Source organism: Serratia marcescens (genome assembly GCF_029846115.1).
Taxonomy (GTDB): Bacteria; Pseudomonadota; Gammaproteobacteria; order Enterobacterales; family Enterobacteriaceae; genus Serratia; species Serratia marcescens_L.
The window spans coordinates 3,927,008-3,944,199 of sequence record NZ_JARVZZ010000001.1 but is presented as its reverse complement, the minus strand read 5'-3'; the positions used below and the strand labels follow the sequence as shown (position 1 = coordinate 3,944,199).

Here is a 17,192-nt window from a genome sequence, read left to right as displayed (position 1 = left end):
AGAAGATGAAAAACAATGCGCTGTCCGTGATGGTGGCCGAACAAGATGAAAAGCTGGAGTGGGAGCGTCTGATCGGGCCGCTGTGGGATAACCGTTGGCGGATCGCCGTCGTGACCGGTTTGGCCGGCGTGCTGGGCGTCGCCTATGCCCTGTTGGCGACCCCGGTGTATCAAGCCACGGCGGTGGTGCAGGTGGAGAAGCAGCTGTCTGGCGAGTCGCTGCTGCGTGAAACGCTGGACAGCTCGATGGGGCAAAATTCGGCGACGCAGGATGAGGTGACGCTGGTCAAGTCACGCTACGTGCTCGGCAAAACGGTGGACGCCCTCGGCTTGACGGTGCGCGTCAGCCCGGACTATTTCCCGGTCTTCGGCAAAGGCTTTGCCCGGCTGAGCGCCGAAAAGCCGCCGGTGCTGGACATCACCACGCTGACGACGCCGCCGGAAATGGAAGGCGAAGCGCTGACGCTGACGGTGCGCGAGGGGCAGCATTACGAATTGAGCCATGACGGCGACAAACTGTTCAGCGGCGTGGTCGGTCAGCCGGTAGCACAAGGCGGATGGAACATGGCCGTCTCGGCGCTGGACGCGGCGCCGGGCGCCAGCTTTACCGTGGTCAAAGTCGCGCGTCAGGAAGCGGTGGACGATCTGCGTAAATACCTGGATGTGACACCGGGTGGCAAGGACAGTGGCATCATAACCTTTACGCTGCCGAGCGAAGATCCGCAGCGCGCCGAGGCGGTGCTGAAAAGCATCACCGACAATTACCTGCAGCAGAATGTGGATCGCAAAACGGAAGAGGCGCAGCGCATGCTGGCGTTCTTGCAAGAGCAGTTGCCGCAAACGCAAACCGCGTTGAATAACGCCGAAACCCAACTCAATCAGTTCCGCCAGCAAAACGACTCGGTAGATCTGTCGCTTGAAGCCAAATCGGTGCTGGATACCCAAGTGCAGCTCGAAGCCCAGCTCAACGAGCTGACCTTCAAGGAAGCGGAAATCTCCAAACTCTACACCCGCGCGCACCCGGCCTACCGCGCGCTGCTGGAAAAGCGCGCCACGCTGGAGGTGGAAAAAGCGCGTCTGGGTAAACAGGTGCAGACGCTGCCGAAAATGCAGCAGGAGATCCTGCGCCTTACCCGCGACGTGCAGGTGGATCAGCAGGTTTACATGCAGCTGATGAATAAGCAGCAGGAGCTGAGCATCAGCAAGGCCGGCACGGTAGGCAATGTGCGCATCATCGACGAGGCGGAAACCGCTATCCGGCCGATTAAGCCGCAAAAGGGGTTGATCGTGCTGTTGGCGCTGTTGCTGGGCGCGGCGGGCGCCGCCTCGGTGGTGCTGCTGCGCGCGGCTTTCCATCGCGGCATCAATGATATCGATACCCTGGAGAAGCGGGGCATCAACGTCTACGCCACCGTGCCGCTGTCGCCGTGGCAGGTGAAACGCAACCGCGAGCAGCGTCATTTGCTGCCTAAATCCGGCGGCCGGCGTTTGCCGATCCTGGCGGTGGCCGAACCGACGGATCTGTCTGTGGAAGCGATCCGCAGCCTGCGCACCAGCCTGCATTTCGCCATGATGGAGGCCAAAAACAACATTCTGATGGTCTCCGGTGCCAGCCCGGAAAGCGGCAAGAGCTTTACCAGCACCAACCTGGCGGTGGTGGTGGCACAGGCCGGGCAGCGGGTGCTGTTGATCGACGCCGATATGCGCAAAGGTTTCCTGCACCGCTGGCTGGCGGATGATGGGCATCAGGGCCTGTCCGATCTGCTGGTGGGCAACGTGATGACGGAACAGGCGGTGCGGAAAACCGCCATCGCCAATCTGGACTTCGTGCCGCGCGGCCAGGTGCCGCCGAACCCGTCCGAACTGCTGATGCATCGCCGTTTCGCCGATTTTCTGCGCTGGGCCGGGCAAAACTACGATCTGGTGCTGATCGATACGCCGCCGATTCTGGCGGTGACGGACGCGGCGATCGTCGGCAACCACGCGGGCACCTCGCTGCTGGTGGTGCGTTTTGAGGTCAATACCGTCAAGCAGATCGAAACCAGCATGCGCCGTTTCGAACAGAATGGGGTGACGATCAAGGGCGTGATCCTCAACGGCATGGTGAAGAAGGCGGCAACCGACATGAGCTACTACAACTTCGCCTATCCAAGCCACCGGGAAGATCGCCCGCAGGCAGGGGAATAAGCGGGTGAAGGCCATTATCACCAATGCCCTGTGGCTGATGCTCGAACGCGTTTCGCTCAGCCTGTCCGGCATCTTCGTCTCCATTTACGTTGCGCGCTATCTGGGGCCCGCGCAGTTTGGCACGCTCAACTATCTGTTGGCGACGATCGCCATCGTGGTGCCACTGGTGCAGTTGGGCGCCGACAGCATCATTTTCAACCGCGTCGCCCGCCGACAGCCGAGCGGCATTCGCCTGATGCTGGCGTCAATACGCCTGCGTCGTCGGCTGTTCCTGGTGGTGGCACTGCCGATACTGATATGGAGCTATTTCAGCCAATCGCCCGCCAGCCAACTGATGACGCTGTTGCTACTGATCAGCGCCTATTTCTCGATTCAGGACGTGTACAAAATTTATTACGATGCCCGCCTGCAGTCGAAACGCAATACGCTGATCAACAACCTGGCGCTGCTGCTGTCGATCGGGCTACGGCTGGCGCTGGTGAGCGCCGCGCTGCCGCTGGTGTGGTTCGCGGTACCCTACATCCTCAGCAGCGCCGTACCTTACCTGGCGCGCCTCTGGTTATTCCGTGGGGAAGCTGCGGCCTCGCCGCGGGTTACGCCGCGCCAGGCCGGGCGCTACGGCCGTTATTTGCTCAAGGTGGGCCTGCCGTTGGCCATCTCCAGCCTGTCGATAGTGATCTATACCCGCATCGATCAAATCATGCTGGGCAATCTGATCGGCGAGCAGGCGGTAGGCTGGTTCAGTGCCGCCACCACCCTCAGCCAAGGCTGGGTTTTCGTGCCGATGGCGCTGATCACTTCGTTGATGCCGGGCATTGCCAGCTGTCGCGATCCGTTGGAGCAGGAGTACCGTATCCGGGTGCTTTATCTGGTGGTTCTGGGCCTGTCGTTGCCGGTGTTGCTGGGCCTGTGGTGGTTTGCCCACCCGGCCATTGCGCTGCTGTACGGTGCCGCTTTCCAACCGGCCGCCAGCATCCTGGCTATTTGTACGTTGACCTCGCTGTTCTCGGTCATGGGGACGGTTTCGTACCGCAGCATCGTGCTGTTCGCCGGCTATCGCTTTATCGCCATCAAGATGCCGTTGGTGGCTGTGGCGAACGTGGTGATGAATCTGCTGCTGATCCCGCGCTACGGCCTGATCGGTGCGGCGGTATCTACGCTGCTGGCGGAATTCATTTCGTTCTTCGTGCTGAACAGTTTATTCCGTGGCGGAAAAATTACCCGACTGCAGCTGACCTGTTTTTACTGCTTGCCGCGTCTTGTCAGCAAATTAAGGAGAGAGCATGTTAAACATCCTGGTTAAAAACATTTCCAAGCGCCTGCCCGATGCCTGGCACCATCAGGTTAAATACGCGCTCTATTTCAAGAAGCTGCCGCACCTGTCAAAACCGACCGGCTTCAGCGAAAAGATCATGCGCCGCAAAATTTATCCGCGCAGCATCTACACCACCTTGTCGGACAAGTTCAAAGTCCGTGAATTTATCGCCGGTCTGTGGGGCGAGGAGTATCTGGTGGAGCTGTATGCGCATGGCACTGAACTCAGTTACGAGATGTTCAGGCAATTGCCCAATGCCTTTGTGCTGAAGGCCAACCACGGCAGCGGTTATAACCGGTTGGTGTTCGACAAGCGGCAGGTTAGCTACGCGGAGTTGTACGATCTCAGCAACGCGTGGATGCGCAGCAACTTTTACGAGCAGAGTCGCGAAAAGCATTATCTGGATATCGAACCCTGCATCATGGTGGAGCGCATGTTGCTGGATGGCGAACAGGTGCCGAATGATATCAAGTTTCATTGTTTCAACGACAATCATGAAATTCGTATGTTCATCCAGGTGGATTACCAGCGTTTCGGCACCCATCGGCGCGATATTTTTGATATCGACTGGAACCGCACTGAAATCCGTATCAGCTTGCCGAATGCCGACGAACCGATGCCGCGCCCTACGCGGCTGGATGAAATGATACGTTTGGCTCGCCAGACCGCGCAGCAGTTCTCTTATGTCCGTGTGGATTTCTACCAGGTCGGCGAGAAGGTGTATTTCGGTGAGCTGACGTTTACGCCTGGCGCGGGGTTAAGCAAGCTGAAGCCGAAAAACATTGAGCAGGAATGGGGCAGTTATTTTACTGAGTAAACGCTTATGCTAAGAGTCGCCTCCAATTTTCAAATGCATGCCAATGCGGGTTATCATCAGTCTCGAGATTTAGTCAATCAATCAATCGTATTGACCTTCTTGCTGATGTTTTTCGTGAAAACGTTCCTGACCTCGGGATCGTTCAACAGCGAGCTGATTAATAAAGCCGTGCTGGGGCTTAATGGCCTGATGTTGCTCTATGTCGGCTATGCATTTTTTATCGCTACGCTGGCGGAAAAAGCGGTTGCGGGTTTTTTGGTTCTGCTGTTTCTTCTTAATATTGCCACCGGGCATGGTGATTATCTGTTTGGTGCGGTATTCAGCACGGCGGTGATAATTTTATTTCGTCGCATCGAAATGGGGCGTGGTGCTGAAATGTTTGCCATCGCCTTTGTGGTGGCAGGGTTGCTGGTGGTTATTCCTTATACCTTTTACACCGAGGGATTTGTTTACCTTGATGAACGTTACGGCAACCGATTAACGCTGGGGTTCGATAATCCGAATACCCTGGCGTATTATTCTTTTGCCCTGTTCGCCACACTGCTGTGCCTGATCGACCATGCGAAATTAACGCGTGGAATGAAAAATATCGCTTCGTTGGCAGTATCGGCGATCATTCTCCCGGTGCTGATGTATTCCTATTCACGCACCTGTTTTATGCTGGCGTTGTTGATGTTGCTGCTGTTTTGGCTGGCGCCGCTGCTGCGTGTCGCGCCCAATAGAAAAGTCTGCATCGCGCTGACGTTGGTCATTGTCGGCTTTCAATTCGCCAGCGTTATACGCTGGGGGAGTAATCCGGCGCTGGACGTCCTCTTGAACCAGGCGTTGACCGGGCGGATCTGGTTCTCCTGGCAGATGTTTCAGGCGGTGGGGCTACCCAATCCGCTGTTCGGCATGAATATAGAGCCTTATAAGCCAGTCGATTTCTTCTTCATCGCCATGTTTTATTCGGCCGGTGGCATCGCTTCTGTCGTCATGCTTTTTTGTTATTTTCACTTGTTGGGCAATATGCGCAGGCTGAGTCGATTCATGCGCTGGGTGGTGGTTGTTTTCCTGCTGACAACCTTTACGGAAACCTATTTTTTGGTCCCGGTATTTAACGTGTCATTATTGTTGCTTTGCCGTGGAAAAGAAATGATAAATTCTAATTTGGAGGGTTAAGAAATGGATTTCTCGATCGTGATCCCTATTTATAATAGTGCGCGCTACCTGCCGAAAACGCTGAAGCGGATTTTCAACGCTTGCCAAGGGTTCGACTATCAGGTGATTTTGGTTGATGATTGCTCTGACGAGGATGACATCAAATATATTCGCCAGATAGCGGCAACTAATAGCAACGTGATGCTGCATGAGAAAAAACAGAAGAGCAATGCGGCGGTATCGCGCAACTTAGGTACCAAGTTAGCGCAATCGGAGATCGTGTTTTTTCTCGATTCGGATGATTATTTCACGACCAACTATATTATTCGCCGCATGAAGAAGCATGAAGATCGCCATATTGATATTATCTTCGGTAACTATGCAGAGGTGAGCGGCGATTCGGTACGCGACTTCAACTTCCACTACAAATCCGGTTCTTCCGGCGAGGATTTTCTTTTTCTGGAAATGGGCGATATTCGGTCATCCACCATCAGCATGCGTAAAAAAAGCGATCGGCGCTTTTTATTTCCCGAGTTTCTCAACAAGCATCAGGATTGGGGCTTTCTGGTCAACGCCACCAATTTGGGCGCGCAAGTGGCGCATGACGCCGGCGGCGGGGTGTTTCTCGACGTGGGGCGCTACGGACGCATGACGGCGAAGCTTAATCTGGAGGCCAGCGACCGCTTTATCAATACCTTCCTCAGCCCCAGCGATCGCCATATCAGCGGATTCGCCTGCAAGCACCTGCTGGCCTCGCTGTATTCGGAAAATGCCCAGGCGTTCAATTATTACTCGTCGCGCATCGTGCGGCACAGCCTGAGCGGCAAGTTCAAGGTGATCAAATGGTATGGCGATTGTCTGGCGCGACTGGGGTTGTTCTCGGTTGGCGGCCGGCTGCTGCGCAATGTGCGCCAGGGATTCAGGAGATGATATGCAACCACGCAAGGTAATCATCGTTATCGAAAATATGGCGGGCAAGGGCGGCACTGAACGGGTCGCCAGCGGTTTGGCCAATGCGCTGGCGCATCTGCCGGGTTACGAGGTGGCGGTATTTTCGCTGTTTGGCGAGCGGAGTTTCTTTCCGCTGGCGAGCGACGTCCGGCTGCGCTGCGGCGGCGGCGATTCGCTGTTCTGGCCATGGCGGTTGGCGTTGGCGCTGCGGCGTGAACGCGCGGACGTGATCATTACCGTTTCCATGGGGAAACTGTCGGTGGTGATGACGCCTTTTCTGCGTTTGTTCTGTGCCCGCAGCCGGCTGCTGTTGAGTGAGCACGTCAGCTTTCACCAGTATCCGCGCGTATTTAAGTGGTTGAAGTTGCTGGTTTACCGGCTGGGCGATCGCGTGATTTTCCTGACGCGGCAAGATAGCGACGCCATCGCTCGCTGGGTGGGGACCGGGAAGTGTCGGGTGATCGAGAACGTTTCGCCGTTCGGCGCGCAGGCGCCGACGCCGGCGCTGCAGAAAAAGGTGGCGCTGGCGGTGGGGCGATTGAGCAATCAGAAAGGCTTCGATCGTCTGATCGCGTTGTGGCGAGGCGTGGTGGCGCAGGTGCCGGATTGGCGACTGCTGATTATTGGCGACGGTCCGGAGCGCGACGCATTGCAGCGACAGATTGAAGACGCCGGGTTGGAGCGGCAGGTGAGCCTGCTGCCGGCCACCGCCGACGTGGCGGCCTATTATCGCCAGGCCAGCCTGTATCTGATGACTTCTCGCTATGAGGGACTACCGATGGTGCTGATCGAAGCCATGAGTTTTGGCCTGCCGCTGGTGGCCTACGACTGCAAGACCGGCCCGGCCGAGTTGATAGACGATGGCGTCAACGGCTATCTGGTGCCCGATGACGACGCCGCCGCCTTCAGCGAAGGGGTGATCAAACTGATGCTCGATCCGGGTTTGCGTGAGCACTTTTCTATCGCCGCGTTAGAAAAGTCTCGTCGTTTTTCTCCCGAACGTATTTATCCCCAGTGGCAACAGCTCACCGAGTGAGGACAAAATGGAAAAGATATCCGTAATCATGCCGGCCTACAATGCGGCGAACTCTATTAAAGAGTCGATTCTAGGCGTGCTGAACCAGCGATTTACCGATTATCACCTGTATGTGATCGATGATGCGTCCACCGACGATACTGCCGAGGTGGTGCGGCCGTTTATCCACGATCGTCTCACCTACATACGCAATGAGCACAACCAGGGCGTGGCGGAAACGCGCAACATCGGCATTGAGGCGGCGAGCGGCGACTATATCGCCTTCTGCGACAGCGATGACGTATGGCTGCCCAACAAGCTGTCGCGCCAGGCGAGCATTTTGCAAACCCGCCGCTACGACGTGGTGTGTTCCCATTATTACACCTTCGAAGACGATCTGAAATTGATCAAAAACACCCGTGGCGCGGATGAGCTTATCGGCTATCAGGACATGTTGAAAAGCAACTGGATCGGCAATCTCACCGGTATCTACAACCAAAAGCGCATCGGTAAGGTGTATCAGCAAAAAGTGGGCCATGAGGACTATTTGATGTGGCTGGCGGTGCTGCAGAAGGCGCGTAACGGCCTGGCCTACTGCATTCCCGAACCGCTGGCCTGTTACCGATTGTCTACCCATTCGCTGTCGGGCAACAAAATCCGCGCCGCGGACTGGCAATGGCGGATTTACCGTCAGCATTTGGGGCTGTCTTACCAGAAATCCTGCTATCTGTTCGCCACCTATCTGTTCAATGCCGTGGTGAAAAGGAAATGACCATGAGGGGAATGTATCAGAGGGTGGCTCTGGGCTGTTGCGCCTTGTGGGGCGTTTCGGCTCTGGCGCAGAGCTGCCAACCCAATCTGTTGACCAACCCCGGCTTTGAGCAGGGTCTCAGCGGCTGGCGAGCGCAGGGCGCGCAGGCCGACGGCGATGCGCACAGCGGCAGTGGCAGTCTGCGTTATGACAATGCAGATGCCGCGCAGTACCGTACCTTCAACCAGGCGCTGCAGGTTGTGCCTGGGCAGACGATCGATTTCGGCGTCTGGCTCAAGACCCAGGACGTACGCGGGCAAAGCCGCGACGGCGGCGCCGGGGTCTATTTGCAGAGCTTTGATGCGCAGGGGCGCTTTCTGGAAGGCAGCTATCCGGCTGGGGTGACCGGCGACAGCGGCTGGCGGCAGGTGAGCGCCAGCTATACCGTACCGCCGCAGGCGGCGCGAATCACTTTTGGCGTTTATCTGCGTAAGGGGAGCACCGGTACCGTCTGGTTTGACGACGCCTATGCGTGTGCTCGAGCGCCTACGCCGGCGTTGTATCAGCTCGGCGCGTCGGCGCAGGGGAGGGTCGACACGCTGGTCGTCACTTCGCAGCCGCAGCGTTTGCAGGTCGACAGCGAATTGCTCAATGCCGAGGGGCAGGTTGTTCACCGTAGCCGCGACCGTTATCAGGTTGAAGGGCAGCGCCGTATCGAATACCCACTGCCGACCGGCCTGGCCCAGGGGGAATACCGCCTGCGTCAGCAGGTCACCGGGCAGCAATCCCAGCCGGCACAGGGCAGCGAGCTGTCTTTTCGCGTCGGGCAGCCTGCGGCCAAAGTGGCGATCGACAGCGAAGGCTTTACCCTGCGCGACGGTCAACGGCTTTTCCCGTTGGGCATTTACGCCAACGTGGCGACCGATGAGCATTTGGCGCGCATCGCATCGGCGGGATTCAACACGGTGCTGAACTATGATTACGGGGAAAAGAAAGATCCTTACGCCTTTTTCCGCAACGCACGCAAGCGCGGGCTGCTGGTCATTTACTCCGTCAAAGATCAGTACCGCGGCAGCCGTTTCGCGCCGGCCGTCCGCGGTGGCGACTACGCGGCGATGACGGCCTGGTACGTGCAGCGCTTGCGCGCTCAGCCCAACCTGCTCGCCTGGTACATCAACGATGAGCTGGGGCCGGAATATCTCGATAAGATCGAGGAAAAAAACCTGCAAATAAAGCGGCTTGATGGCGATCATCCCACCTTCCAGGTGTTGAACAAAACCGGGGAGTTGGACGCCTACTTTAACAGCAGCGACATTTTGGCGACCGATCCTTACCCGGTGGGGAACGATAGCGATCTGACGCGCACCACGCGTTATACCGAACTCACGGTGCAGGCCGCCCGCCAGGCGCGCGGGGCCTGGGTGGTGATGCAAATCATGGATCACGCCGCTTATGACGCCCGCCGCAGGCCACATCCGCCGTCAGAGGCAGAAATCCGCAATCAGGCCTGGCAGGCGTTGATCGGCGGCGCCAAGGGGCTGCTGTTTTATTCTTATACCGATCTGTTTTACAAGCGCAAAACCGGCCGCTTCGACCAACGGGAGTTTGACGCCGCCTGGCGTGGTGTGGCTGCCGTGTCTCAGCAAATCGCCGCTTTCACCCCGTATCTGCTGACGGGAAAATCGATGCCGCTGGCGGGAAGCGATCCGCAAATGTCGGCGCGGATGTTTATTCTGGGCGATCGCGCCTTGCTGCTGGTAGCCAATCCTTACTATCGAAAGGGAAGCACCCGATTGCGCCTTCCGGCGGGCTGGCGGCAGCAGGAAGGGGGGGCGGAGATCACGCTGGCGTTGCCCGCCGTGGGCACCGCGACGCTGTGGCTCCAACGCTGAAAGCGCCGAGTTATCGTCACGCGGGAGGTTTCTCCCGCGTCCTACCCCCAAATACCCCGTCTTGTCTCCTACCTGCCCGCTCTCCTCTTGATTTCCTTTTTTATTCGATATAATTCAATAGATTAAATTAATTTTCCGCACCTATACTTTGGTGGTATTTCTCACCCGGCGCGCGCGTCGCCTCCCGCTTTCTCTTGATCGCAATCAATTTGCCGCCGGTTGGCCGTCAGTAGGCTGGCGGCAGATTGAGCATGTCTTCTTATAACGACAAGAGCCTTCAGGAGCATTCCGGATGAGCAAATTTTTAGACCGTTTCCGCTATTTCAAGCAGTTGGCGGAGCCTTTTTCTGGCGAGCACGGCCAGACCTTGAACACCAACCGCGACTGGGAAGACGGCTACCGCAGCCGTTGGCAGCACGACAAAGTGGTGCGTTCCACCCACGGCGTAAACTGTACCGGTTCCTGCAGTTGGAAGATTTACGTGAAGAATGGTCTGGTGACCTGGGAAACCCAGCAAACCGACTACCCGCGCACCCGGCCCGATCTGCCCAACCATGAACCGCGCGGCTGCCCGCGCGGCGCCAGCTACTCCTGGTACCTGTACAGCGCCAACCGGCTGAAATACCCGCTGATGCGCAAGCGTCTGCTCAAGCTGTGGCGCGAGGCGAAAGCGCAGCACAGCGATCCGGTCGCGGCCTGGGGTTCTATCGTCGGCGATGCGGAAAAAGCCAAAAGCTACAAGGTGGCGCGCGGCCGCGGCGGCTTCGTCCGATCCAGCTGGCAGGAGGTCAATGAACTGATCGCCGCCGCCAACGTCTATACCGCCAAAACCTTCGGCCCGGACCGTATCATCGGCTTCTCGCCGATCCCGGCAATGTCGATGGTGTCCTACGCCGCCGGCGCCCGCTATCTGTCGCTGATCGGCGGCGCCTGCCTGAGCTTCTACGACTGGTATTGCGATCTGCCGCCGGCCTCGCCGATGACCTGGGGCGAGCAGACCGACGTGCCGGAATCCGCCGACTGGTACAACTCCTCCTACATTATCGCCTGGGGCTCCAACGTGCCGCAGACGCGCACTCCGGACGCCCACTTCTTTACCGAAGTGCGTTACAAGGGCACCAAAACCGTGGCGGTGACGCCGGACTATGCCGAAGTCGCCAAGCTGTGTGACCACTGGCTGAATCCGAAGCAGGGCACCGACAGCGCGATGGCGCTGGCGATGGGCCACGTGATGCTGAAAGAGTTCCATCTCGATCGCGAAGTCGGCTACTTCCGCGACTATGTGCGCCGCTATACCGATATGCCGATGCTGGTGCTGCTGGAAGCGCGTGAAGGCGGCCATTACGCCGCCGGCCGCCTGCTGCGCGCCGCCGATCTGGTGGACGGACTGGGCCAGGAAAACAACCCCGAGTGGAAAACCGTCGCTATCGACAGCCGCAGCGGCGATCTGGTGGCGCCGCAGGGCTCCATCGGCTTCCGCTGGGGCGAGAAGGGCAAGTGGAACCTGGAACAGCGCGAGGGCAAGTCGCAACAGGAAGTCGAGCTGCAGCTCAGCCTGTTGGGCATGCATGACGACGTTGCCGAGGTGGGCTTCCCGTACTTCGGCGGCGCCGACAGTGAGCATTTCAACAGCGTGGCGCTGGACGAGATCCTGCTGCACAAACTGCCGGTGAAACGCCTGCAGCTGGCGGATGGCAGCGAAGCGCTGGTGACCAGCGTGTACGACCTGACGCTGGCTAATTACGGCCTCGAGCGCGGGCTGGGCGACGCCAACTGCGCCGCCGACTATGACGAGGTCAAGGCCTACAGCCCGGCCTGGGCCGAGCAGATCACCGGTGTGTCGCGCCACAACATCATCCGCATTGCCCGCGAGTTCGCGGAAAACGCCGAGAAGACTCACGGCCGTTCGATGATCATCGTCGGCGCCGGCGTCAACCACTGGTATCACATGGACATGACCTACCGCGGCTTGATCAACATGCTGATCTTCTGCGGTTGCGTCGGCCAGAGCGGCGGCGGCTGGGCGCACTACGTCGGCCAGGAAAAACTGCGGCCGCAAACCGGCTGGCTGCCGCTGGCGTTCGGCCTCGATTGGCAGCGCCCGCCGCGCCACATGAACAGCACCTCGTTCTTCTACAACCATTCCAGCCAATGGCGCTATGAAACCGTCGGCACCGACGAGCTGCTGTCGCCGCTGGCGGACAAGTCGCGCTTCGGCGGCAGCCTGATCGACTTCAACGTGCGCGCCGAGCGCATGGGCTGGCTGCCGTCGGCGCCGCAGCTGGGCACCAACCCGCTGCGCCTGGCGGAGCAGGCCCGCGCCGCCGGCCAGTCGCCGGTCGAGTTCACCGTCGACAGCCTGAAGAACGGCACGCTGGGCTTCGCCGCCGAGCAGCCGGACAATCCGCAGAACTTCCCGCGCAACCTGTTCGTCTGGCGCTCCAACCTGCTGGGCTCCTCCGGCAAGGGCCATGAGTACATGCTCAAATACCTGTTGGGCACCGAAAACGGCATCCAGGGGAAAGATCTCGGCCAGCAGGGCGGCGTGAAGCCGCAGGAAGTGGAATGGCGCGAGCAGGGCGGCGAAGGCAAGCTGGATCTGGTGGTGACGCTCGATTTCCGCATGTCGAGCACCTGCCTGTACTCCGACGTGGTGCTGCCGACCGCCACCTGGTACGAAAAAGACGACATGAACACCTCCGACATGCACCCGTTCATCCATCCGCTGTCGGCGGCGGTCGATCCGGCCTGGGATTCGAAGAGCGACTGGGAGATCTACAAGGGCATCGCCAAGGCCTTCTCCGAGGTGTGCGTTGGCCATCTGGGCCAGGAAACCGACGTGGTGACGCTGCCTATCCAGCACGATTCCGCCGCCGAACTGGCACAGCCTTACGGCGTGCAGGACTGGAAGAAAGGCGAGTGCGATCTGATCCCGGGCAAAACCGCGCCACACATCATCGCGGTGGAACGCGATTACCCGGCCACCTACGAGCGCTTTACCTCGCTGGGGCCGCTGCTGGACAAACTGGGCAACGGCGGCAAGGGCATCAGCTGGAACACCCAAACCGAGGTCGACTTCCTCAAGCAGCTTAACTACGTCAAGGCCGACGGCCCGGCGGCGGGGCGGCCGAAGATTGAGAGCGCAATAGACGCGGCGGAAGTGATCCTGTCGCTGGCGCCGGAAACCAACGGCCAGGTGGCGGTAAAAGCCTGGGAGGCCCTGAGCAACGTCACCGGCCGCGATCACCGGCATCTGGCGCTGAACAAGGAAGACGAGAAAATTCGCTTCCGCGATATTCAGGCGCAGCCGCGCAAAATCATCTCCAGCCCGACCTGGTCCGGTCTGGAAGACGAACACGTTTCCTACAACGCCTGTTACACCAACGTGCACGAGCTGATCCCGTGGCGCACCCTCAGCGGCCGTCAACAGCTGTATCAGGACCACGAGTGGATGCGCGCCTTCGGTGAAAGCCTGCTGGTATACCGGCCGCCGATCGACACCCGCGCCGCCCAGCCGTTGCTCAACAGCAAGCCGAACGGCAACAAGGAGAAGGCGCTGAACTTCCTGACGCCGCACCAGAAGTGGGGGATTCACTCCACCTACAGCGACAACCTGTTGATGCTGACGCTGTCGCGCGGCGGCCCGATCGTCTGGCTGAGCGAAGACGACGCCAAAGATCTGGGCATCGCGGACAACGACTGGATCGAGGCCTTCAACGCCAACGGCGCGCTGACGGCGCGCGCGGTGGTCAGCCAGCGTATCCCGGCCGGCATGACCATGATGTACCACGCGCAGGAGCGCATCGTGAACCTGCCGGGCTCGGAGATCACCAGCCAGCGTGGCGGCATCCACAACTCGGTGACCCGCGCCTGTCCGAAGCCGACCCACATGATCGGCGGCTATGCGCAGCTGGCCTACGGCTTCAACTACTACGGCACCGTCGGCTCCAACCGCGACGAGTTCGTGGTGGTGCGCAAGATGAACCGCATTGATTGGTTGGACGACGAAGGCAACGACTACGCGCAGGGCAGTCAGCAGGAGAACAGCAAATGAAAATTCGTTCGCAAGTCGGCATGGTGCTGAATCTGGACAAGTGCATCGGTTGCCACACCTGTTCGGTCACCTGCAAAAACGTCTGGACCAGCCGCGAGGGTATGGAATACGCCTGGTTCAATAACGTGGAAAGCAAGCCCGGCGTCGGGTATCCGCACGCCTGGGAAGATCAGGAAAAATGGAAGGGCGGCTGGATCCGTAAAATCAACGGCAAGCTGGAGCCGCGCATGGGCAACCGCGTCGGCGTGCTGTCGAAAATCTTCGCCAACCCGGACGTGCCGGCGCTGGACGACTACTACGAGCCGTTCGATTACGACTACCAGCATCTGCACACCGCCAAACAGGGCAAGCACCAGCCGGTGGCGCGCCCGCGCTCGCTGATCACCGGCCAGCGCATGAACAAGATCGAAAGCGGCCCGAACTGGGAGGAGATCCTCGGCGGGGAATTCGAAAAACGCTCGCAGGACAAGAATTTCGACAACCTGCAGAAGGCGATGTACGGCCAATTCGAAAACACCTTCATGATGTACCTGCCGCGCCTGTGCGAGCACTGCCTCAACCCGGCCTGTGTCGCCACCTGCCCGAGCGGGGCGATCTACAAGCGCGGCGAAGACGGCATCGTGCTGATCGACCAGGACAAGTGCCGCGGTTGGCGCATGTGCCTGACCGGCTGCCCGTACAAGAAAATCTACTTCAACTGGAAGAGCGGCAAGTCCGAGAAGTGCATCTTCTGCTACCCGCGCATCGAAGCCGGGCAGCCGACGGTGTGTTCGGAGACCTGCGTGGGCCGCATTCGCTACCTCGGCGTGCTGCTGTACGATGCCGACCGCATCGAGCAGGCGGCGGCGGTGGAGAACGACAAGGATCTGTACCAGAGCCAGCTCGATATCTTCCTCGATCCGCATGATCCCAAGGTGATTGCTCAGGCGCTGGCGGACGGCGTGCCGCAGGGCGTCATTGAAGCTGCCCAGCAGTCGCCGGTGTACAAAATGGCGATGGATTGGAAGCTGGCGCTGCCGCTGCACCCGGAATACCGCACGCTGCCGATGGTGTGGTACGTGCCGCCGTTGTCGCCGATTCAGTCCGCCGCCGACGCCGGCGAGTTGGCGCACAGCGGCGTACTGCCGGACGTCGAGAGCCTGCGCATTCCGGTGCAGTATCTGGCGAACCTGCTGACCGCCGGCGATACCGAACCGGTGTTGCTGGCGCTGAAACGCATGCTGGCGATGCGCCATTACAAACGGGCGGAAACCGTCGACGGCGTGGTGGACACCAGCGCGCTGGAGCAGGTTGGCCTGAGCGAAGCGCAGGCGCAGGAGATGTACCGCTACCTGGCGATCGCCAACTATGAAGATCGCTTTGTGGTGCCGTCGAGCCACCGCGAGCTGGCGCGCGAAGCCTTCCCGGAAAGCAAGGGTTGCGGCTTCAGCTTCGGCGACGGCTGCCACGGCAGCGACGGCAAGTTCAACCTGTTCAACAGCCGCCGCATCGACGCCATCGACGTGACCGCGAAAACCGCGCGGCCGGAGGACGCCTCATGATCAGCCTGAAAGTGATCGCCCGCCTGCTGGATTACCCGGAGCAGGTCCTGTTTGACCATCAGCAGGCGCTGATCGAGGCGCTGGAGCCGGCCAGCGAGCTGGATCTGCACCACAGCGCGCAGCTGATTCTGTTTATCCGCCGCCTGTGTGCACGCCCGCTGCTGGACGTGCAGGCCGACTATTGCGAGCTGTTCGATCGCGGCCGCGCCACCTCGCTGCTGCTGTTTGAGCACGTGCACGGCGAGTCGCGCGATCGCGGCCAGGCGATGGTCGATCTGATGGCACAGTACCGCGCCGCCGGGCTCGAGATCGACAGCCGCGAGCTGCCGGATTTCCTGCCGCTGTACCTGGAATATCTGGCCAGCCGCAGCGCGGCGCAGGCACGGGAAGGGCTGCAGGACATCGCGCCGATCCTGGCGCTGCTGGGCGCGCGCCTGCAACAGCGCGAAAGCCCGTACGCGGTGCTGTTCGATCTGCTGTTGGCGCTGTCCGGCAGCGAGGTGCAGGCCCAGACGCTGGAGACCCAGGTGGCGCAGGAGGCGCGCGACGATACGCCGCAGGCGCTGGATGCGGTGTGGGAAGAGGAGCAGGTCAAGTTTCTCGGCGAACAGGGCTGCGCCTCCGCCCAGCAGACGGCGCACCAGCGGCGCTTCGCCGGCGCGGTGGCGCCACAGTATCTGGACTTGACGGATGCGTTAACCGGAACCAAAGGACGCTAATCATGCAATTTTTGAATCAGTTCTTCTTCGATATCTACCCTTATCTGGCCGGCGCGGTGTTCCTGATCGGCAGTTGGCTGCGTTATGACTACGGGCAGTACAGCTGGCGCGCCGGCTCCAGCCAGATGCTGGATAAAAAGGGCATGCGGCTGGCGTCCAACCTGTTTCACATCGGCATTATCGGCATCTTCGCAGGCCACTTCCTCGGCATGCTGACGCCGCACTGGATGTATGAGGCCTTCCTGCCGATCGATGTGAAGCAGAAGCTGGCGATGATCGCCGGCGGCGCCTGCGGCCTGATGACGCTGATCGGCGGCGCGCTGTTGCTGAAGCGCCGGTTGACCAACCCGCGGGTGCGCGCCACCAGCAGCTTCGCCGACATCATGATCCTGACGTTGCTGGTGGTGCAGGTGTGCCTCGGCCTGCTGACCATTCCGTTCTCCGCCCAGCATATGGACGGCAGCGAAATGATGAAACTGGTGGCCTGGGCGCAGGCGGTGGTGACCTTCCACGCCGGCGCCTCTGCGCACCTGGAGGGCGTGGCGATTATCTTCAAACTGCACATGGTGCTGGGCATGACGCTGTTCGTGCTGTTCCCGTTCTGCCGCCTGGTGCATATCTGGAGTGCGCCGGTCGAGTACCTGACCCGCCGTTACCAGCTGGTGCGCAACCGCCGCTGAGCCTGACCCCGCCGCCGCCGATCGCCAGCGGCGGCGCTATTCCGATAATTCTCCCGCCACCTGCCCATTCTCGCCGCCTTGCCGTAAACTGAATATCTCAGTAATGTTACGCTTATGCTTCCGCCGACGGA

The 17,192-nt window shown here is 59.8% G+C and carries 12 protein-coding genes; all 12 read left to right on the top strand.

The genetic code is table 11. The features are described 5' to 3' along the window. Positions 1-5 precede the first annotated feature (5 nt). The 12 genes from QDT79_RS18790 to narI all read left to right on the top strand — a co-directional run bounded on the left by QDT79_RS18790 (position 6) and on the right by narI (position 17,061). The gene (locus QDT79_RS18790) at positions 6-2,186 is read left to right on the top strand and encodes a polysaccharide biosynthesis tyrosine autokinase (RefSeq protein WP_308316906.1); all 2,181 of its coding nucleotides are present in this window, start codon (positions 6-8) and stop codon (positions 2,184-2,186) included. A gap of 4 nt (positions 2,187-2,190) precedes the next feature. Beyond that, entirely contained in the window at positions 2,191-3,489 is a 1,299-nt protein-coding gene (locus QDT79_RS18785) for a flippase (protein ID WP_107226359.1), read from the top strand. After that, the gene (locus QDT79_RS18780; protein WP_063990219.1) at positions 3,470-4,318 is read left to right on the top strand and encodes an ATP-grasp fold amidoligase family protein; all 849 of its coding nucleotides are present in this window, start codon (positions 3,470-3,472) and stop codon (positions 4,316-4,318) included. The genes QDT79_RS18785 and QDT79_RS18780 overlap by 20 nt, the downstream gene beginning before the upstream one ends. Before the next feature lie 6 nt (positions 4,319-4,324). Beyond that, complete coding sequence (locus QDT79_RS18775) at positions 4,325-5,479, top strand: hypothetical protein (RefSeq protein ID WP_063990218.1); 1,155 nt, start codon at positions 4,325-4,327, stop codon at positions 5,477-5,479. Positions 5,480-5,482: 3 nt separating this feature from the next. Next, a complete protein-coding gene (locus QDT79_RS18770; protein ID WP_063990217.1) occupies positions 5,483-6,388 on the top strand; it encodes a glycosyltransferase family 2 protein in 906 nt (301 codons plus the stop codon). A 1-nt stretch (position 6,389) separates the two neighbouring features. Then, the gene (locus QDT79_RS18765) at positions 6,390-7,445 is read left to right on the top strand and encodes a glycosyltransferase family 4 protein (RefSeq protein ID WP_308316904.1); all 1,056 of its coding nucleotides are present in this window, start codon (positions 6,390-6,392) and stop codon (positions 7,443-7,445) included. Positions 7,446-7,452: 7 nt separating this feature from the next. Then, positions 7,453-8,196: a glycosyltransferase family 2 protein gene (locus QDT79_RS18760; RefSeq protein ID WP_063990215.1), complete on the top strand. Its 744-nt coding sequence runs from the start codon at positions 7,453-7,455 to the stop codon at positions 8,194-8,196. Between the two features lie 11 nt (positions 8,197-8,207). Then, complete coding sequence (locus tag QDT79_RS18755; RefSeq protein WP_373275491.1) at positions 8,208-10,067, top strand: carbohydrate binding domain-containing protein; 1,860 nt, start codon at positions 8,208-8,210, stop codon at positions 10,065-10,067. Between the two features lie 292 nt (positions 10,068-10,359). After that, entirely contained in the window at positions 10,360-14,121 is a 3,762-nt protein-coding gene (locus QDT79_RS18750; RefSeq protein ID WP_107226356.1) for a nitrate reductase subunit alpha, read from the top strand. Further along, complete coding sequence (gene narH / locus QDT79_RS18745) at positions 14,118-15,662, top strand: nitrate reductase subunit beta (RefSeq protein WP_049202064.1); 1,545 nt, start codon at positions 14,118-14,120, stop codon at positions 15,660-15,662. The genes QDT79_RS18750 and narH overlap by 4 nt, the downstream gene beginning before the upstream one ends. Continuing rightward, positions 15,659-16,381 (top strand): nitrate reductase molybdenum cofactor assembly chaperone, encoded by a 723-nt coding sequence (narJ, locus tag QDT79_RS18740; protein ID WP_063990212.1) that lies wholly within the window; start codon positions 15,659-15,661, stop codon positions 16,379-16,381. The genes narH and narJ overlap by 4 nt, the downstream gene beginning before the upstream one ends. A gap of 2 nt (positions 16,382-16,383) precedes the next feature. Then, entirely contained in the window at positions 16,384-17,061 is a 678-nt protein-coding gene (gene narI / locus QDT79_RS18735) for a respiratory nitrate reductase subunit gamma (protein WP_025303199.1), read from the top strand. Positions 17,062-17,192: the final 131 nt, after the last annotated feature.